This window comes from Nocardiopsis camelliae, from assembly GCF_028993595.1.
GTDB classification, from domain to species: domain Bacteria; phylum Actinomycetota; class Actinomycetes; order Streptosporangiales; family Streptosporangiaceae; genus Nocardiopsis; species Nocardiopsis dassonvillei.
In genome coordinates this window covers 4,466,679-4,485,162 of record NZ_CP118614.1, presented here as the reverse complement: position 1 = coordinate 4,485,162, position 18,484 = coordinate 4,466,679, and the positions used below count along the sequence as shown (strand labels likewise).

General features: G+C 72.2%; 18 protein-coding genes. 10 read left to right on the top strand and 8 right to left on the bottom strand.

Features of this window, described 5'->3' with window-relative positions; translation table 11 throughout:
- Positions 1-34 precede the first annotated feature (34 nt).
- Positions 35-727, top strand: a complete 693-nt coding sequence (locus PV789_RS19555; protein WP_274973979.1) for an RICIN domain-containing protein — start codon at positions 35-37, stop codon at positions 725-727.
- Between the two features lie 18 nt (positions 728-745).
- On the opposite strand, the gene PV789_RS19550 is transcribed toward PV789_RS19555, so the two are convergent.
- Together PV789_RS19550 and PV789_RS19545 are read right to left on the bottom strand one after the other, a co-directional pair.
- The gene (locus tag PV789_RS19550) at positions 746-1,585 is read right to left on the bottom strand and encodes an ABC transporter permease (protein ID WP_274973978.1); all 840 of its coding nucleotides are present in this window, start codon (positions 1,583-1,585) and stop codon (positions 746-748) included.
- A complete protein-coding gene (locus tag PV789_RS19545) occupies positions 1,585-2,526 on the bottom strand; it encodes an ABC transporter ATP-binding protein (protein WP_274973977.1) in 942 nt (313 codons plus the stop codon). Before PV789_RS19545 ends, PV789_RS19550 begins: the two co-directional genes overlap by 1 nt.
- 306 nt (positions 2,527-2,832) lie before the next feature.
- Between PV789_RS19545 and PV789_RS19540 the strand changes: the two genes are divergently transcribed.
- From PV789_RS19540 to PV789_RS19505, 8 genes are read left to right on the top strand one after another with little or no spacing between them, the layout of a single operon-like run.
- Positions 2,833-3,609 carry a helix-turn-helix transcriptional regulator gene (locus PV789_RS19540; RefSeq protein WP_274973976.1) on the top strand — a complete coding sequence of 259 codons (777 nt, stop codon included), beginning with the start codon at positions 2,833-2,835 and terminating at the stop codon, positions 3,607-3,609.
- Positions 3,610-3,628: 19 nt separating this feature from the next.
- Positions 3,629-5,041 carry a Fe-S cluster assembly protein SufB gene (sufB, locus tag PV789_RS19535; RefSeq protein ID WP_013153980.1) on the top strand — a complete coding sequence of 471 codons (1,413 nt, stop codon included), beginning with the start codon at positions 3,629-3,631 and terminating at the stop codon, positions 5,039-5,041.
- 1 nt (position 5,042) lies between these two features.
- Complete coding sequence (gene sufD, locus PV789_RS19530) at positions 5,043-6,203, top strand: Fe-S cluster assembly protein SufD (RefSeq protein ID WP_047869920.1); 1,161 nt, start codon at positions 5,043-5,045, stop codon at positions 6,201-6,203.
- Positions 6,196-6,531: a non-heme iron oxygenase ferredoxin subunit gene (locus PV789_RS19525; protein ID WP_274973975.1), complete on the top strand. Its 336-nt coding sequence runs from the start codon at positions 6,196-6,198 to the stop codon at positions 6,529-6,531. The genes sufD and PV789_RS19525 overlap by 8 nt, the downstream gene beginning before the upstream one ends.
- 8 nt (positions 6,532-6,539) lie before the next feature.
- Entirely contained in the window at positions 6,540-7,301 is a 762-nt protein-coding gene (sufC, locus tag PV789_RS19520; protein ID WP_013153977.1) for a Fe-S cluster assembly ATPase SufC, read from the top strand.
- 3 nt (positions 7,302-7,304) lie between these two features.
- Positions 7,305-8,606: a cysteine desulfurase gene (locus PV789_RS19515; protein ID WP_274973974.1), complete on the top strand. Its 1,302-nt coding sequence runs from the start codon at positions 7,305-7,307 to the stop codon at positions 8,604-8,606.
- A 19-nt stretch (positions 8,607-8,625) separates the two neighbouring features.
- Entirely contained in the window at positions 8,626-9,102 is a 477-nt protein-coding gene (gene sufU, locus PV789_RS19510; protein ID WP_013153975.1) for a Fe-S cluster assembly sulfur transfer protein SufU, read from the top strand.
- Entirely contained in the window at positions 9,102-9,470 is a 369-nt protein-coding gene (locus PV789_RS19505) for a metal-sulfur cluster assembly factor (RefSeq protein WP_212643647.1), read from the top strand. The genes sufU and PV789_RS19505 overlap by 1 nt, the downstream gene beginning before the upstream one ends.
- Positions 9,471-9,676: 206 nt before the next feature.
- On the opposite strand, the gene PV789_RS19500 is transcribed toward PV789_RS19505, so the two are convergent.
- Positions 9,677-10,051, bottom strand: a complete 375-nt coding sequence (locus PV789_RS19500; protein WP_274973973.1) for a hypothetical protein — start codon at positions 10,049-10,051, stop codon at positions 9,677-9,679.
- Positions 10,052-10,303: 252 nt separating this feature from the next.
- A complete protein-coding gene (locus PV789_RS19495; protein ID WP_274973972.1) occupies positions 10,304-12,628 on the bottom strand; it encodes a hypothetical protein in 2,325 nt (774 codons plus the stop codon).
- Positions 12,629-13,376: 748 nt separating this feature from the next.
- Here PV789_RS19495 and PV789_RS19490 point away from each other — a divergent pair.
- Positions 13,377-14,267 (top strand): SGNH/GDSL hydrolase family protein, encoded by an 891-nt coding sequence (locus tag PV789_RS19490; RefSeq protein ID WP_274973971.1) that lies wholly within the window; start codon positions 13,377-13,379, stop codon positions 14,265-14,267.
- A 64-nt stretch (positions 14,268-14,331) separates the two neighbouring features.
- Here the strand turns inward: PV789_RS19490 and PV789_RS19485 are convergent, their stop codons facing one another.
- The 4 genes from PV789_RS19485 to PV789_RS19470 form a co-directional block, all read right to left on the bottom strand.
- Complete coding sequence (locus tag PV789_RS19485; RefSeq protein ID WP_498047516.1) at positions 14,332-15,513, bottom strand: EAL domain-containing protein; 1,182 nt, start codon at positions 15,511-15,513, stop codon at positions 14,332-14,334.
- A gap of 285 nt (positions 15,514-15,798) precedes the next feature.
- Positions 15,799-17,037 (bottom strand): beta-ketoacyl-ACP synthase II, encoded by a 1,239-nt coding sequence (fabF, locus tag PV789_RS19480; RefSeq protein ID WP_274973969.1) that lies wholly within the window; start codon positions 17,035-17,037, stop codon positions 15,799-15,801.
- 125 nt (positions 17,038-17,162) lie between these two features.
- On the bottom strand, positions 17,163-17,420 hold the full coding sequence (locus PV789_RS19475) for an acyl carrier protein (RefSeq protein ID WP_047871741.1): 258 nt from the start codon (positions 17,418-17,420) through the stop codon (positions 17,163-17,165).
- A gap of 107 nt (positions 17,421-17,527) precedes the next feature.
- On the bottom strand, positions 17,528-18,484 hold the full coding sequence (locus PV789_RS19470) for a beta-ketoacyl-ACP synthase III (RefSeq protein ID WP_274973968.1): 957 nt from the start codon (positions 18,482-18,484) through the stop codon (positions 17,528-17,530).

Genomic DNA, 18,484 nt, shown 5'->3' with positions numbered 1-18,484 from the left:
CGGCCCCCGCCCGCACCCCGCTGGAGTGTCCTCAATGTCCCGACGCCGCGCCCGTTCCCCCCGCGACCACGAACGGTACGTCCCCCACTGGCCGCTCCTGGCCGGAGCCCTGGCGCTGCTGCTGGTGGCCCTCGTCGGCGGCTACACCGGGGGCCTGCTCGTGTCCGGCGGGGACCGGCCCGAGGAGCCGGAGATGACCACGGCCTCGGGCATCCTGGTCCAGCCGCCCGGCGCCCCCGAGGCCGAGGAGCCCAGCGAGGAGCCGTCGGAGGAGGAGGTCGTCCACCCGGCAGGCCTGGACCCCGCGCTCGTCTACGCGGTCCAGAGCGTCCACGGCGGCCGCGTCATGGACGTCGCGGGCACGTCCACCGCCAACGGCGCGCCCGTCCACCTGTGGGACCGCCACGACCAGACCAACCAGCAGTGGCGCTTCATCCCCGTGGACGGGGGCTTCTACGAGATCGAGGGCGTGGGCAGCGGCAAGCTCCTGGAGATCCCCGCCGACCCGGCCGCGCAGCCCGGCGCGGCGCTGCTCACCCGCACCGGCTCGCCCAACCAGCACTGGTCGCTCGTCGAGGTGGGGCCGGGTGTGGTCCGCCTGGTCAACCGGGCCACCGGCCAGGCGCTGGAGGCGCAGGGCGGCGCCCCCGACAACGGCACCAGGGTCGCCCAGGCGCCCGACGGCGGCCACGCCCACCAGCAGTGGCGCCTGCTGCCCCTGAGCTGACCCGGCCCGGGGCCCGGGCTACTCCCAGCGGAAGAGGCGGCTGGCCAGCACGCCGCAGACCAGCGCCCACACGGCCAGCACCGCGAACGCGCCCGGGCCGGGCAGGGAGCCGTCGGCCAGGACCGTCCGCAGCCCCGAGCTGAGCGCGGTGATCGGCAGCGCCGACGCCGCCTGCTCCAGGGGGCCGGGGAAGCTGCTGACCGGGAAGAGCACCCCGCCCAGGCCCAGCAGCAGCACGTACACCAGGTTGGCCCCGGCCAGGGTCGCCTCGGCCCGCAGCGTGCCCGCCATCAGCAGGGCCAGCGAGCTGAACGCGGCGGTGGCCAGCAGCACCAGGGCCACGGCCGCCAGCACGCCCGCCGGGCTCGCCGCGGGCGACCAGCCCAGCGCCAGCGCCACCGCGCACAGCACCACCGTCTGGATCGCCTGCACGCCCAGAACGGCCAGGGTCTTGGCGGCCAGCAGGCCGAAGCGCGACAGCGGGGTCGCCCCCAGCCGCTTGAGCACCCCGTAGCGGCGTTCGAAGCCGGTGCCGATGGCCAGGCCCGTGAACGACGTGGACATCACCGCCAGCGCCAGCACGCCGGGCGTGAGCGCGTCCACCCGCGCCCCCTCGCCCACGTCCAGCACCGAGGTGAGGCTGAAGCCCACCAGCAGCAGCACGGGGATCACCATGGTGAGCAGGAACTGCTCGCCGTGGCGCAGCATGACCCGCAGCTCCATCCCGGCCTGCGCGGCGACCATCCGCCACATCGGCGCGGCCCCGGGCGCGGGGGTGAACAGCGAGGCGTCGCCGCCTCCGTGGGCGGGAGCGTCGGCGGCCGCCCGTGCGGAGGCGGTGGAGGTGTGCTCGTGCATCAGTCGCGCAGTTCCCTGCCGGTGAGTTCGAGGAAGACGTCTTCGAGGGTACGCCGCCGCACGCGCAGGTCCTCGGCCAGGACTCCGGCCGAGGCGCACCAGGCGGTGACCGTGGCCAGGAACTCCGGGCCGGGAGCCCCCGCGCCGCCGGGGACGACCGCGTACTCGCGGCGGCCGTCGGCGGGGCCGTGGGCCTCCACCCGGCTGCCCTCGGGCAGGGCGGCCTCCAGCAGGGCCGTGTCCAGCGGGGCCTCCGCGGAGAAGCAGACCTCGCGGCGCTCCCCGGTCAGCTCGGCGGGGGTGCCCTCGGCGACCACGGCGCCGCGGTCGATGATGACCACGTGGTCGGCCAGCCGCTCGGCCTCCTCCATGTAGTGCGTGGTCAGGATCACCGCCACACCCGCCTCGCGCAGGGCCGCCACCAGGTCCCAGGTGGCCATGCGCGCCTGCGGGTCCAGGCCCGCGGTCGGCTCGTCCAGGAAGACCAGTTCGGGGCGGCCGACCACGGCGCAGGCCAGGGACAGGCGCTGCTGCTGGCCGCCGGACAGGCGGCGGAAGGGCGTCGCGGCCACCGAGGTCAGGCCCAGCCGCTCCAGCAGCAGGCGGGGCTCGATCGGCCGGGCGTGGAAGGAGGCCATCAGCCGCAGCCACTCGGCGGCGCGGGCGCCGGTGGGCACGCCCCCGGACTGGGGCATCACCCCGACACGGGGTTTGAGGGCGCCGGAGTCGGCCACGGGGTCCAGGCCCAGCACCCGCACCCGCCCGCCGTCGGCGCGGCGGAAGCCCTCGCAGATCTCGATGGTGCTGGTCTTGCCCGCTCCGTTGGGACCGAGCAGCGCCGTCACCGCGCCCCGGCGCGCGCTGAAGGTGAGGCCGGTGACTGCGGTGGTGGCGCCGTAGCGCTTGACCAGGTCGACGACCTCGACCGCGGCTGTGTCCATGGGGCCTGAGTCTACGTGCGGCCCGGCGGAGGGCTTCACCGCCCCGGCCGGGGCGCCCGGGGACCGGCGGCGCGCCGAACACTCCTGTCCGCATCCCGATACGGCGGTCTCGGCATATGGTCGTCGGGAAGGATCTCGGGCCCGTTCCCGTTCGTGTCCACTGGGTTGCCGGTGCGTGAACCCCCTGTTAGGCAAGCCTGTCCTTGGTGATCAAGTCCATGGGGTCGGGTTTGCCTCGGCGGACTTATTTACGCCACACTGATGTTGTCAAAACCAGGAGCCGCGTCAGAGAGGGAGGGGAAGACCGTGTCCGAGACGTCCAGTGTGTCCCGTCCCCTCGCTGGAACGGAGCGCGGGGCCGAGACCGGCACCCGCGCACGGGTCGCGCGGCTCATCCTGGAGAAGGGCCCGATCACCGCCTCCGCGCTGGGGGAGCGGCTCGGGCTCACCCCGGCGGCCATCCGCCGCCACCTCGACAACCTGACCAGCGAGGGCATGGTCGAGGCCCGCGACGCCCGGCCCCACGGCGGGCGACGCCGCCGGGGCCGCCCGGCGCGCGTCTTCGCCATCACCGAGGCCGGACGCGACGCCTTCGTCCACGCCTACGACGACCTCGCCACCAGCGCGCTCCGCTTCCTGGCCGACACGGCCGGTCCCGGAGCCGTCGGCGAGTTCGCCCGCAGTCAGGTCGCCGACCTGGAGCGGCGCTACAGGCCCCTGCTGGACGCGGTTCCCGCCGAGCAACGCGTCCGGCTGCTGGCCGAGGCCCTCTCCAACGACGGCTACGCCGCCACCGCGGGCCAGGCGCCCGCACCCGGCGGCGGCGACCAGTTGTGCCAGCACCACTGCCCCGTCGCGCACGTGGCCGCCGAGTTCCCGCAACTCTGTGAGGCCGAGATCGAGGCCTTCGCGCGGCTGCTGGGCACCCCGGTGCGCAGGCTGGCCACCATCGCCCACGGCGACGGTGTGTGCACCACCCACGTCACCCCCCGGGGCGACGCGGAGAGCGGGGAGGACGGCACCCCCGCGTCCAAGGCCATCCGCCAGGCGGCGGACGGCTCAGTTCACCACAAGGACGTCTGAGTCCAGGAGGAGTCCGCGCATGACGTCTATCGCGCATCCCGAGCTCGAGGGGATCGGAACATACGAGTACGGCTGGGCCGACTCCGACGCGGCCGGGGCCTCGGCCCGCCGCGGTCTGAACGAAGAGGTCGTCCGCGACATCTCCGCCAAGAAGGACGAGCCGGAGTGGATGACCAAGCTCCGCCTCAAGTCCCTGCGGCTCTTCGACAAGAAGCCCATGCCCAACTGGGGCGCGGACCTGTCCAAGATCGACTTCGACAACATCAAGTACTTCGTGCGGTCCACGGAGAAGCAGGCCACCTCCTGGGAGGACCTGCCCGAGGACATCAAGAACACCTACGACAGGCTGGGCATCCCCGAGGCGGAGAAGCAGCGCCTGGTCGCCGGTGTCGCCGCGCAGTACGAGTCCGAGGTCGTCTACCACCAGATCCGCGAGGACCTGGAGGAGCAGGGTGTCATCTTCCTGGACACCGACACCGCCCTCAAGGAGCACCCGGAGATCTTCGAGGAGTACTTCGGCTCCGTGATCCCGGCCGGCGACAACAAGTTCGCCGCGCTCAACACCGCCGTGTGGAGCGGCGGGTCGTTCATCTACGTGCCCAAGAACGTGCACGTGGAGATCCCGCTCCAGGCCTACTTCCGGATCAACACCGAGAACATGGGCCAGTTCGAGCGGACGCTGATCATCGTCGACGAGGGCGCCTACGTCCACTACGTCGAGGGCTGCACCGCGCCGATCTACAAGTCGGACTCGCTGCACTCCGCGGTCGTGGAGATCATCGTCAAGAAGAACGCCCGCTGCCGTTACACGACCATCCAGAACTGGTCCAACAACGTCTTCAACCTGGTCACCAAGCGCGCCGTGGCCGAAGAGGGCGCGACCATGGAGTGGATCGACGGCAACATCGGCTCCCAGGTCACCATGAAGTACCCGGCCGTCTACCTGATGGGCGAGCACGCCAAGGGCGAGACCCTGTCGATCGCCTTCGCGGGCGAGGGCCAGCACCAGGACACCGGGTCCAAGATGGTGCACTGCGCGCCCAACACCTCCTCCACCATCATCTCCAAGTCGGTGGCACGCGGCGGGGGCCGCGCCTCCTACCGGGGTCTGGTGCAGGTGCAGGAGGGCGCCGACCACGCCAAGTCCTCGGTCAAGTGCGACGCGCTGCTGATCGACACCATCAGCCGTTCCGACACCTACCCCTACAACGACCTGCGCGAGGACGACGCCGAGCTCGCGCACGAGGCGACCGTCTCCAAGGTCAGCGAGGACCAGCTCTTCTACCTGATGAGCCGGGGCATGGACGAGGACGAGGCCATGGCCATGATCGTGCGCGGGTTCGTCGAGCCCATCGCGCGCGAGCTGCCCATGGAGTACGCGCTGGAACTGAACCGGCTGATCGAGCTTCAGATGGAAGGAGCGGTTGGTTAAGTTGACCAGCCCGAGCACCGAACCCAAGGCCCACAGCCACGGCCTGGGGGAGATCCCGTTCTCCAAGTTGGCCACCCACGGGTCCTTCGACGTGAACGACTTCCCCGTCCCTGGCGGCCGCGAGGAGGAGTGGCGCTTCACTCCGATCCGCCGCCTCAAGGGCCTGCACGACGGCAGCGCCGTCGCCGACGGCACCGACAAGCTCGACGTGGACGCCCCCGAGGGCGCCACCGTCGAGACGGTCGGCCGCGGCGACGCGCGGCTCGGCACCGCCGGGTTCCCCGCCGACCGCGTCACCGCCCAGGCCTACACCTCCTTCGAGGAGGCCACGGTCATCACGGTCGCGCAGGGCGCGGCCCTGGAGCGGCCGATCACCGTCAACCGCCAGGCCCAGGGCGGCACGCGCTACGACCAGTTCGTCCTGGACGTCAAGCCGCTGGCCGAGGCGGTCGTGGTCCTCAACCAGACCGGCACGGGCGTGCGCGCGGGCAGCGTGGACATCCACGTCGGCGAGGGCGCGCGCCTGACGCTGATCAGCCTCCAGGACTGGGACGGCGACGCCGTCGACGTCTCGCAGCACAACGCCCAGGTGGCAAAGGACGCCACGTTCAAGTCGATCGTGATCACCCTGGGCGGCGACCTGGTCCGGCTCTCCCCGAAGGTGGCCTACAAGGGGCGCGGCGCCAACGCCGAGCTCCACGGGCTGTACTTCACCGGCGACGGCCAGCACCACGAGCACCGCTCGCTCATCGACCACAACATGTCCAACACCCGCTCGCGGGTGGAGTACAAGGGCGCGCTGAGCGGCAAGGACGCCCATGGTGTGTGGATCGGCGACGTGATCATCGGTGAGGGCACCACCGGCACCGACTCCTACGAGCACAACCGCAACCTCCAGCTCACCGACGACACCCGCGTGGACTCGGTGCCCAACCTGGAGATCTTCACCGGTGAGGTGGAGGGCGCCGGGCACGCCGCCGCCAGCGGCCGCCTCGACGACATCCACCTGTTCTACCTGCGCTCCCGGGGCATCCCGGAGGACGAGGCCCGGCGCCTGGTCATCCGCGGCTACTTCCTGGAGCTCATCAACCGGATCCCGGTCGAGGAGCTGCGCGAGGAGATCATGGCCAAGGTCGAGCGCAAGCTGGCCGCCCATGAGTGAGGCCGGACGCTGGGTGAAGGTCGCCGAGCTCTCCGAGATCCCCGATGAGGGGGCCCTCGGGGTCGAGACCGACGACGAGACACCCATCGCCCTGGTCCGCAGCGAGGGCGAGGTGTACGCCGTGCGGGACGTGTGCTCGCACGCCGAGGTCCGCCTGTCCGAGGGCGAGGTCGAGGACGGCACCATCGAGTGCTGGCTGCACGGCTCCTGCTTCGACCTGCGCTCGGGGGCGCCGATCAACCCGCCCGCGACCCAGGCGGTCCCCACCTACGACGTGAAGATCGACGGCGAAGACGTGCTCGTCTCGCTGGATGAGAAGAATTCCTGAGGCCTGAAATGACCAAGTTCGAAATCCGCGGCCTGCGCGCCGACGTCCTCATCGGCGAGGACGAGCGGCAGGAGATCCTCAAGGGCGTTGACCTGACCGTCAACTCCGGTGAGACCCACGCCATCATGGGCCCCAACGGCTCGGGCAAGTCCACCCTCGCCTACGCGATCGCGGGCCACCCGCGCTACGAGATCACCGAGGGCGAGGTCCTCGTCGACGGCGAGAACATCCTGGAGATGAGCGTCGACGAGCGCGCCCGCGCCGGCGTGTTCCTGGCCATGCAGTACCCGGTCGAGGTCCCCGGCGTGTCCATGTCCAACTTCCTGCGCAGCTCCGTCACCGCGGTGCGCGGCGAGGCCCCCAAGCTCCGCCAGTTCTCCAAGGAGCTCCAGGGAGCGATGAAGGACCTGTCCATCGACCCGGCCTTCGCCGCCCGCGGCGTCAACGAGGGTTTCTCCGGCGGTGAGAAGAAGCGCCACGAGATCCTCCAGCTGGAGCTGCTCAAGCCCAAGGTCGCCATCCTGGACGAGACCGATTCCGGCCTGGACGTCGACGCGCTCAAGGTCGTCTCCGAGGGCGTCAACCGCGCCAAGGCGAGCGGTGAGATGGGCGTCATGCTCATCACGCACTACACCCGGATCCTCAACTACGTGAAGCCCGACTTCGTGCACGTCTTCGCGGGCGGCCGCGTCGCCGAGTCCGGCGGCCCGGAGCTGGCCGACGTGCTGGAGGCCGAGGGCTACGAGCGTTTCGTGAAGGCGGGCGCGTAACCGATGACCACAGTCCGCGAGTCCGGTCGGGCCGGGGCGGCCCCGCTCGACGTCGCGGCGATCCGGGAGGACTTCCCGATCCTCTCCCGGACCGTCCGCGACGGGCGGCCGCTGGTGTACCTCGACTCCGGGGCGACCTCGCAGAAGCCCCGTCAGGTGCTCGACGCCGAACGTGAGTTCTACGAACGCCACAACGCGGCGGTGCACCGTGGCGCGCACCAGCTCGCGGAGGAGGCGACCGACGCCTACGAGGCGGCCCGGGAGACCATCGCCCGGTTCATCGGGGCCGACGCCGGGGAGGTGGTGTTCACCAAGAACGCCACCGAGGGCGTCAACCTGGTGGCCTACGCGCTGAGCAACTCCGCGACCGCCGACGAGGAGCTGCGCCGCTTCCAGGTGGGGCCCGGCGACGAGGTCGTGGTGACCGAGATGGAGCACCACGCCAACCTGGTGCCCTGGCAGCAGCTGTGCCAGCGCACCGGGGCGACGCTGCGCTGGTTCCCGGTGACCGACGAGGGGCGCCTGGACCTGTCGGGGATCGCCGACCTGGTCAACGAGCGCACCAAGGTGGTGGCGTTCAGCCACCAGTCCAACGTGCTGGGCACCGTCAACCCGGTCGGGGAGATCGTCGCCCGGGCCCGCGAGGTCGGCGCGCTGACCGTGCTGGACGCCTGCCAGTCGGTTCCGCACATGCCGGTCGACGTGGCCGCGCTGGGCGTGGACTTCCTGGTCTTCTCCGGGCACAAGATGCTCGGTCCCAACGGGATCGGGGTGCTGTGGGGGCGCCGGGAGCTGCTGGAGGCCATCCCGCCGTTCATCACCGGCGGCTCCATGATCGGCGTGGTCCACATGGAGTACTCCACCTGGGCCGACCCGCCCCAGCGCTTCGAGGCCGGTGTGCCGATGGCCCCGCAGGCCGTCGGCCTGGCCGCGGCCTGCGACTACCTGTCCCGCGTGGGCATGGAGAGGGTCGCCGAGCACGAGCACGCGCTCACCGAGTACGCGCTGGAGCGGATCGGCGCCCTGGAGGGCGTGCGGATCGTCGGCCCCACCGATGCGGTGGACCGCGGCGGCGCAGTGTCCTTCGCCGTGGACGACATCCACCCGCACGACGTGGGCCAGGTCCTGGACGACCTGGGCGTGGAGGTCCGGGTGGGCCACCACTGCGCCTGGCCGCTGCACCGCAGGCTCGGCGTCGTCGCGACCACGCGCGCGTCCTTCTACCTCTACAACACGCCGGAGGACGTGGACGCGCTCGTGGAGGCCATCAGGGCCGCGCAGAAGTTCTTCGGAACCCGGCCCTAGAGCGAGGAACAGCCTGACCATGCAGTTGGACGCGATGTACCAGGAGATCATCCTGGACCACTACCGCAACCCGCACCACAAGGGTCTGCGCGATCCGCACAACGCGGAGGCGCACCACATCAACCCCACCTGCGGGGACGAGGTGACGCTCCGGGTGGCGCTGACCCCCGCCGAGGGCTCCGGCGGCCTCGACCGCGAGGCCGTGGTCAGCGACGTCTCCTACGAGGGGATGGGCTGCTCGATCAGCCAGGCCAGCACCTCGGTGCTGACCGACCTGCTCATCGGCCGCACCGTCGCCGAGGGCATGACCACCCTGGACGCCTTCACCGAGCTGATGCAGTCCAAGGGCAAGGGCGAGCCCGACGAGGACGTGCTGGAGGACGCCGTGGCGTTCGTCGGCGTGTCCAAGTACCCCGCGCGGATCAAGTGTGCCCTGCTGGGGTGGATGGCCTGGAAGGACGCCGTGTCGCAGTCCCTGGAGAAGGAAGCCGTCTGATGAGCGAGAACGAGACGACAACGACCGAGGCCGCCGAGGGCGCCCCCCTCTCCCCGGAGGCGGAGGCGCTGGTCGAGGAGATCAGCGAGGCGCTCAAGGACGTGATCGACCCCGAGCTGGGCGTGAACGTCGTCGACCTGGGCCTGCTGTACGGGGTGAACGCCGACGACAGCACCATCACGCTGGACATGACCCTGACCAGCGCGGCGTGCCCCCTGACCGACGTGATCGAGGACCAGGCCACCAGCGCCCTGGACGAGTTCGAGCGCGAAGTCAAAATTAATTGGGTCTGGATGCCGCCGTGGGGTCCGGACAAGATCACTGACGACGGGCGCGACCAGCTGCGCATGCTGGGCTTCAACGTCTGACACGCGCCGCACGCGCGAAACGGGCCGGTCCCCTCGGGGGCCGGCCCGTTTCGCGCGCCCGGGGCCGCCGCCGCGGGGCTCCGGGGTCCCTTCCGGTGCCGCGGCGGTCGGTGGCGGTCCGCGTCGCGGGGACGGAGCGGCCCCCGCGCGGTCGTGCGCGGGGGCCGTGCGGTGTCAGGGCCTTCGGGCGCGGGCGCCCGGGTCCGTCAGTAGACGAGGGGGTTGAACTGGGGAGCGGCGAAGGTGCCGCCGGCGTGGAAGTCGACGCTGCGACCGGCGGGGACCCGGTACTGGGTGGTGGTCTTGGACGGGGAGTTGGCCCAGGTGCCCCGGATCGTCACGGAGTAGGAGACGCCGGAGGAGCTGATGCCGGTGCTGGTGCACTGGCCGGGGTTGACCACGAAGGTGGTGAAGTTGCCGAAGTCGGCGTAGGCCGTGTAGTTGGAGGACACGTTGCACAGGCGGAAGGTGCCCGCGGCCGCGGCGGGGGCGGCGGTGCCCACCGCCAGGCCCAGGGACAGCAGTAGGCCCAGGGCCATGGTGAGGGCGAGCGACTTGCCTCGTGAGAGCACGGCGGACATGGAACTCCTCATTGTGGTCGTGGATCAGGGGGGACCCCACCCGGAAGGGGGCGCTGAGTAGTCAACCACACGCGCAAGGCCACTTCTAGGGTTTGTGTGTTTTTGTTCCTGTCTTTGTGTGCGTTCATGCGGACTTCGTGTGTCTTCAGCGGGTCGTAACGCCCCGTTCGCTGGGGCCGCCGGACCTCTCGGCGGCCCCGGGCACACGAAGAGCGCCCGCCGCCGGGGGCGACGGGCGCTCGTGGCGACGTGCTAGTGCGCGGCGAACATGCCCGCGCGCAGCTCCGCGGCGATGTCGTTGTCACCGCGCAGGGACAGCAGGTCCACCAGCGACTGGGGGTCGGCGAACGCCTCGTCGTCGCTGTCGGTGATCCGGCGGGAGAGGATCTTCAGGGCGTCCTCGGTGGAGGCGGGCGCGGTGTAGCCGCTCAGGTGCAGCGCCCGGGCCGTGGGGGAGTAACCGCTCAGGTCGGTGGCGGGCAGCTTGCGCGCGTCCAGCCGGTCCCCTGCCACGGTGATGAACACGCGGTCGCCGGGCTGGGCGGCCTGGCGGCGCAGCAGGGGGCGCAGGGAGTCGAACGCCGGCTGGTCGCGCCAGACCAGCACCAGCAGGTCCGCGCCCGGAGCGGTCAGGCACAGCAGCCTCCCGGGCTGGAGGCCCAGGTGGGTGGCGTACCCGGTGGGCACGGCCACGGGGGCGCCGTTGAGGTGGTCGGCGGTGATGTCGATGCGGTGCCACCAGCGCCCGTCCGGGGCGCGGAAGCAGCGGGCCGCCATGGCCGGGTCGCTCGCACCCGGCCGCGAGGGCGGTGCGGGCTGCGCGACCGGGGACGTGGGCGGCAGGCCGTGGGCCTGTCCGGGGGCCGGGCCCAGCGGCACGACGCGGTGCGGGTCCAGGGCGGCGGCGCCGAAGGCCGCGGGAGCCCGTTCGGGGCCGGTTCCGTGCTGTTGGGAGGGGGCGGGCTCGGCCGGGGCCGCGGACGGCTGCGCGTCCACGCGCCGCCGTATGGGCAGCCCGTTCTCGGTGGTGGCCCCCGAGTCCTCCGGGGCGGTGTGGCCCGGGTGGTTGGCGGGCATCTCCATGGGCACCGACGGGTCCGTGAACACGTGCCCGTCCCGCAGGCTCACCCCGGGGGTGCTCAGCAGCCAGGCGCGCAGCTCCTGCTGGCGGATGCCGATGCGGCTGAGCCGGATCCCGGCCTCGGTCATGCTGGGGGCGTCGCCCAGCAGTTCCCGGGTCTGCCAGCGCAGCCGGTTGGGGTCGTCGGCGATCAGCCAGCCGTTGTGCATGCGCCGGTCGGTGAACAGGGTGATGATCACCCGCCACAGCGGCGTGTTGAGGGTGGGCACGTCCACCGGGTGGTCGGGGTGGGCGTTGATCAGGCGGTCGATGGTGGTCGCCGCGCCCAGCTGCTCGGACAGCTCGCGCAGGTGCTTGGTGATCGCGGCGCCCTCGGGTGCGTTGAGCCAGCGCAGCAGGCGCTCCTCCACCTTGCGCTGGGCGGAGCGGATCTCGGTGACGTCCACCGCGATCTGCTCCGAGAGCACGCGGATGCTGATGGGGTCGGTGGCGAACAGGCGCTCGGCGGCCACCGTGCGCTCCAGTTCGGGCCAGGAGCGGAACATCTCCTCGACCAGGTCCACCAGGGGGTGCTGGCCCAGCGCCGGGGCCGGGGGGCGCTCCTGGGCGTGGTCGGGCCGCATGGCCTTGGGCGGACCGAAGCTGGGGCGGCGCAGGGTGCGCCCGGGGCCCAGCAGGGAGCTGCGGAACTGCGAGCGCAGGTCGCCCGCGCCCTCGCCGCGGGCGCCGTCGGCGTCCACGGCCTCGGTGCGCAGGGCTGAACCGGGGATCATCGCGGCCGAGCTGACCATGGCCGTGGCCGCCTGCTCCGGAACCGCGGCGCCGGAGGACTCGGCCTCCTCGCCGCGCTGGGCGCGCAGGGCCCGCAGGGTGCGGATCGCGCGCGTCGCCGGGGTCTGCGGCGGGGCCGCGTGCCCGGGGCCCTCGGCCCCCGTCCCGGAACCCGTGGCGGCGGTGAGGTACTCCAGCGCGCTGTGCACGTGCTCGGGCGCGGAGTCGGGCAGCCAGTGGGCGATGGTGCGCACGGCCTCCATCATCAGGGCGGGGGAGGGGGTGGGGCCCCCGGGAAGCTCACAGCAGGGCTGTAGCGCCCGCCAGGCCACCGTGCTCAGGATGTCCATGGGGTCGCAGTCGGCGAGCGCCCACGCGCCGATCTCCTGCGGGCTCGTGGAGATGAGGCGTTCCCAGTCCCCGGCGGTGGCCACGACCGCGCCGCGCACGGGCTCGGAGAGGTCGGAGCAGTCCACCAGCTGGGTGCGCAGGCTCGGCAGGAACTCGGCCAGCGGCAGGTGCGCCCACTGCTCCAGCGCCAGACGGGCGATGCCGTGCGCGAGCCAGGGCGGTCCCGCGATGTCCAGGACGCGTGCGACGGGCAGCGAGTGCCACCAGCCGTCGATCAGACGGTCGTGGTGGAGCAGGGGAGCCACGTCCGGCGACCTCGACCACCGCAGTGCGGGTGCGAGGTCGACGAGGCAGATCGGAGAGACGGCGTTCATCCGCTGGGGACCTCGACCTCCTGGTGTCTGCACGTGAATTGGGGAGGAACCGCACGGGCCTTCGGTTCGATGCACCACAGTACGCGTCCCTCGCCCGCGGGGCGGACCGGACGGGAGGCCGGTCCGTGCGCCAAGGGCGGGCACGGCGAGCCGGGGGACAGGGGTGCCGTGAGCACTCCCCCGAGATCGTACGTCCCCTGACGCCGCATGGGTACCCCCGGGCGTGCCGGGTCCGCCGCGACCGGACCGTGACTGCGTTGTGTGATGACCGTGACAAGGGCGTTCCGGCCCCCGGGCCTGCACGGACGTGTGAGCTACCTCATAGCCGATCCCGGGTTCCTCCCGGGGCGGCCGCTCGTTGGTGTTCACGGCGCCTTCACACGGGCGCCCCCCGCGCGCAACGGGCGCGCACGACCGGTCCGGGAAGCATGGAGCCCGGCGGGGTGTGCCGACACACTCCGTCCCAGGCACTCCGTCGTCGGCCGCGGGTATGCTGGAAGGGCACTGTCCTTCGCCCGGGCGACCTTTCCGGCCGGACGGCCGCGCCCGGTGGCCGACAGGGGTCGACGGTGTTCGGACACGGGTGGTGGCCGGACCGCGACCCGACACCACGATTGCCGTACCCGCGCACCCTCGGCGCGCGCAGGCGTGGGACGGTCGAGCCGGATGATTGGTTGATGTGACAGACCTTGAGACGAATCCCCCAGCGGCCGCTCGCCCCCACAGACCGGTTCCCATCCGGTCCTACGTGGCGATCGGCGACAGCATCACCGAGGGGATGGAAGACGACAGCGGCCCCGACGGCGAGTACCGGGGCTTCGCCGACCGACTGGCGGAGCACCTGGCCACGGTAACCCCCGACTTCCGCTACGCCAACCTGGGCGTGCGCGGGCGTCGGATGCGCCACATCTTCGGCGAGCAGCTCGACCAGACGCTGGCCTGGAAGCCCGACCTGGTCACCGTCCTGGCCGGGGGCAACGACGTCCTGCGTCCGGGAGGGGACCTGGACCGGCTGGCCGAGCACTTCGAGTGGGGCATCCGTCAGCTGCGCGACGCCGGAATCCGCGTGGTGATCCTGTCCGGCCACGACACTGGGTGGATCCCGGTCCTGCGCTACTACCGCGGCCGCATCGCCGTGTTCAGCATGCACATGCGCGCCGTCGCCGAGCGCACCGGCACCGAGATCGTCGACCTGTGGGCGCTCAACGCGCTGACCGACTCCCGCGCCTGGAGCGAGGACCGCCTGCACCTCAACGGCGCGGGCCACCAGATCGTCGCCGCGCGCGTCGCCGACCTGCTCGGCTTCCCCATGGGCCCGCCCGAGTCCTGGACCGACCCGTGGACCACCCCGCCCCGCCAGCTGCCCCGCATCCTGCGCCGCCGCGAGAACCGCCGCTGGGCCCGCCAGTACCTGGTGCCGTGGCTGCGCCGCCGCGCCATGGGCCGCTCCTCCGGGGACGGCCGCCTGCCCAAGCGCCCCGAGCTGGACTACCTGCACGACGAGGACACCCGGTCCCGGATCGCCGGGAGCATCGAGGAGGGCAAGGCCTGGGAGGGCACCTACAACGGCTTCGACCCCGCCGAGAGCTCCCCCACCAGCAGCCCCTCGGGCACCAAGGGACCCGACCCCGTGGACTGAGCGCTCCGCCCGCGCGCGGCGGCGCCCGTGCCGGACCCGGTGCGGGCGCCGTCCGATCCGGCGCTCAGCTGCGCGACAGGGACTGGATAAGGTCGCTGATGTGCACCACGCCCAGGCACTGGCCGTAGGAGTTGGTGGCGATCAGGTCGTCGTAGACCCGCTCGTTGTCCTGGCCCGCCACCCGCAGCGCCGCCAGCGCCGACATCCACGCCGGGACCGTGCGCGGGGACTCGGCCAGCCGCAGCGCCGGACGCTTGGCGTGCAGTGCGTGCCCGTAGCGGCCCGTCACCGACAGCAGGAACCGCGTCCGGTCCACGACCCCGACCGGGCGGTCCCGGTGGTCGATGAGGATGACGCTGTTCAGCGCCGGGTCCCCGGTGAAGGACTCCAGCACCTGCTCCGCGGTGGCGTCGGAGTCCAGTCCCACGGGCGGCACCATGAACTCGGTGACCCGGGGGCCGGAGTCCTCCTCCCCGCCCTGCCCGGCGCTCGGCTCGGGAACGGGGGTCACCCGCTCGCCGGGCCGCCACGCGCTGTCGGCGAAGAACGGCCCCGTGCCCACGCGTATCCCGCAGCGGCGCAGCCGCACCACGTCCTCGGCGCTGCCCACGCCCGAGGCCAGCGCGTACACGCCGCTGCCCCGGCCGATCCGCGCCAAGCCCTCCACCACGGTGGCGTGCCGCTGGTCCCCGGCCACACCGGAGACGATCGCCGGGTCGATCCGCATCAGGAACGGCGCGGCCTCCACCACCAGGTCCGGGCGCACCATCGCCGTCCCGAACCCGCACCGGAAACCCGCCGCGCGCAGCCGGGAGACCCCCGACACCACGGTCCTGCGCGCCAGCTCGGCCATGTCCGGGCTGAGCATGAAGGTGATGTCGCGCGGTCGGCGGCCCGCACGGCGCAACAGGCTCTCCACCAGGGGGGCGAACCCCTCCCCGGCCAGGATCCGCGCGGGCAGCGGCAGGACCATCGGCAGCAGGCTCTCGGACACGGAGGTCTCGCGGACCAGGGCCAGGAGCCACTCGGCGACGGCCGCCTCCTCCTGGGGTGTCACCTCCGCGTAGGAGCCCCGCGCGGAGGGCGGCGGTGAGGCGGTGACCTCGACGGCCACCACGGTCCCCGAGTCCAGGTCGACGACGGGCTGGTAGCCGGGAGCGCCCGGGGCGCGGCGGGCCACCGCACCCGGCCCGTCCGGATGCGCCGTGGGAGTGTGTTGGGGATGCAGCGCAGTCACAGTTCTCATGGTGACCCCGAAACGGTCCCACCTGAAGACTTGTCCCCGGCTGTTCCCCTCACCTTCACCGGGGTGTGGGGAGGGCGGTTCGACGGCGTTCACGTCCGGAGGCAATCGCGTACCGACGGTGAGGGGCGCCCTCCCGGACGTGTGCGGGTCCGCCCGTGGCCCTTCCCGCCGTCCCGGCCCCCGCGTCCGCGGCGCCGCCCGGGGCGCGCACGACACCGCCCGCCGGGTTCGTCCCGGCGGGCGGTGTCGTGCGCGCGGACGCGGAAAGGCCGCGTCCGGCGGGGGTCAGGCGCGGCGGAAGACCACCGCGATGTTGTGGCCGCCGAACCCGAAGGACTCGTTGATCGCCGCCACGTCGCCCGCGGGCATGTCCCGGGGCTTGTCGCGGACGATGTCCACGGTCACGCCCGGGTCGAGCTCCTCGATGTTGATGGTCGGCGGGATGCGCCCGTCGTGCAGCGCCAGGATGGTCGCGATCGACTCCACGGCGCCCGCGCCGCCCAGCAGGTGGCCGGTCATGGACTTGGTGGAGGTCACCGCGACGCGGTCGGCGACGGAGTCGCCCAGCGCGGTGCGGATCGCCCGCGTCTCGCCCACGTCCCCGGCCGGGGTGGAGGTGGCGTGCGCGTTGACGTGCACGATGTCCTCGGGGGTGAGGTCGGCGTCGGCCAGGGCCTGGGTGATGGCACGGGCCTGGCCGGTGCCCTCCGGCTCGGGCTGGACGATGTCGTAGGCGTCGTTGGTGTAGCCCACGCCCGAGGCGTGCGCGTACACGCGGGCCCCCCGGCGGGCGGCGTGCTCGGCCGACTCCAGGATGAGGATGCCCGCGCCCTCGCCCATGACGAAGCCGTCGCGGTCCTTGTCCCAGGGGCGGGAGGCGTGCTGCGGGTCGTCGTTGCGCGTGGACAGCGCGCGCATGGACGCGAACGAGGCGATGTTGAGCGGGTGGATCGCGGCCTCGGTGCCGCCCGCGATCACCACGTCGGCGCGCCCGGAGCGGATCATGTCCACACCGTTGGCGACGGCCTCGGCGCTGGAGGCGCAGGCGCTCACCGGCACGTGCGAACCGGCCCGGGCGGTGTACTCCAGGCTGATCGCGGCGGCGGGGCTGTTGGGCATGAGCATGGGCACGGTGAAGGGGGAGACCCGCTTCCAGCCCTTCTCACGGAAGGTGTCGTACTGCTCCAGGACGGTGAGGATGCCGCCGATCCCGCTGGAGACCACCACGCCCAGGCGGATCGGGTCCACCTCGGGGGAACCGGCGTCCTGCCAGGCCTCCTGCGCGGCGATCAGTGCGAACTGCTGGGTGCGGTCCAGGCGGCGCATGCGCGGCCTGGGGATCTTCTCGGAGGGTTCCTGCGCGATCTGTCCGGCGAAGTGCACCGGGAGCTTCTCGTGCCACTCCTCCGGCAGCATGCTGATGCCGGAGCGGCCGTCGAGGAGCGCGGACCATGTGGTCGCGACGTCACCCCCGAGGGGGGTGGTGGCGCCGAGGCCGGTGACGACGACATCGGTCTTGGACATGATCCGATCGCCCTTCTCGTGGGTCGTTCCCGGCTGCGGGGCCGGGGGCGTTGGCGGATGTGGGAAAGCCGGTCGTGGCGGCGGTCGGGCGGCGGGACGGGGTGGGTCCCGCCGCCCCGAACGGCCTACTTCTGGATGAAGTTGATGACGTCCTGGACCGTCTTGAGGTCCTTGAGCTGGTCGTCCGGGATCTCCACGCCGAACTTGTCCTGGGCGGCGACGGCGATCTCCACCATGGACAGCGAGTCGATGTCCAGGTCGTCGACGAAGCTCTTGTCCGGGGTGACCTCGGAGGGCTCGGTCCCGACGATCTCCTCGATGATCTCGCCGAGGCCCTTGAGGATCTCCTGCTCGCTCTGCTGGGACTGGCTCTGCTGGGACATGTCGTCTTTCTCCTTGCTCGGTGATTCGTGTCGGCTCGGGGACACCACGTGAGCCGCGGGCTCGCGGACCCTGCCGGCGTGGTGTGACCGCGGGTTCGGGCGGGTGCTCAGGGGATGCGGATCACCTGGGCGGCGTAGACCAGCCCCGCCCCGAAGCCCAGGGTGAGTACGGTGCTCCCCGACGGCAGCTCCCCGCGTCCGATCATTCGCGAGAGAGCGAGAGGGATGGACGCGGAGGAGGTGTTGCCAGCGGTGACGATATCGCGGGCCACGAGTGCCTGGGGCGCGCCCAGCTTCTTGGCGATGGCCTCCACGATGCGCAGGTTGGCCTGGTGGGGGACGAAGGCGGTCAGCTCCGAGGGCTCCACACCCGCCCTCTCCATCGCCTCCAGGGCGACCTTGTACAGCTCGGTGGTGGTCCAGCGGAAGACCGCCTGGCCCTCCTGCCAAAGGTACTTGCCCTCGCGCAGGTGGATCTTGGCGGCCCGCTCTCCGGAGGAGCCCCACACCACCGGACCGATGCCCTGCTCCTCGGAGGCGGTGACGACCGCGGCCCCGGCGCCGTCGGCGAAGATCACACAGGTGCCGCGGTCGTCCCAGTCCACCCAGTCGCTGAGCTTCTCCGAGCCGATCACCAGCACGTTGCGGGAGCTGCCGCCGCGGACCATGTCCGAGGCCACGCCCAGGGCGTAGCAGAAGCCCGCGCAGGCGGCGTTGAGGTCGAAGGCGCCCGGGGCGGTGATGCCCAGCTTGGCGGCGACGGTGGCGGCGGTGTTGGGGATCTGGTCCTGCACGGTGCAGGTGGCCACGATCACCAGGTCGATGTCCTCGGGGGACAGGCCGCCGGCGGCCAGTGCCTTGCCGCCCGCCGCCACGGCCATGCTGGTCACGGTGTCCTCGGGGCCCGCGATGCGCCGCTCCCGGATGCCCACCCGGCTCTGGATCCACTCGTCGCTGGTGTCGACGCGCTCTTCGAGGTCGGCGTTGGTCACGACCCGGGAGGGCTGGTACTCGCCGAAGGCGGTGATCGCCGCGCCTCCGGGAGCTCTCGGGGAGCTGAACAT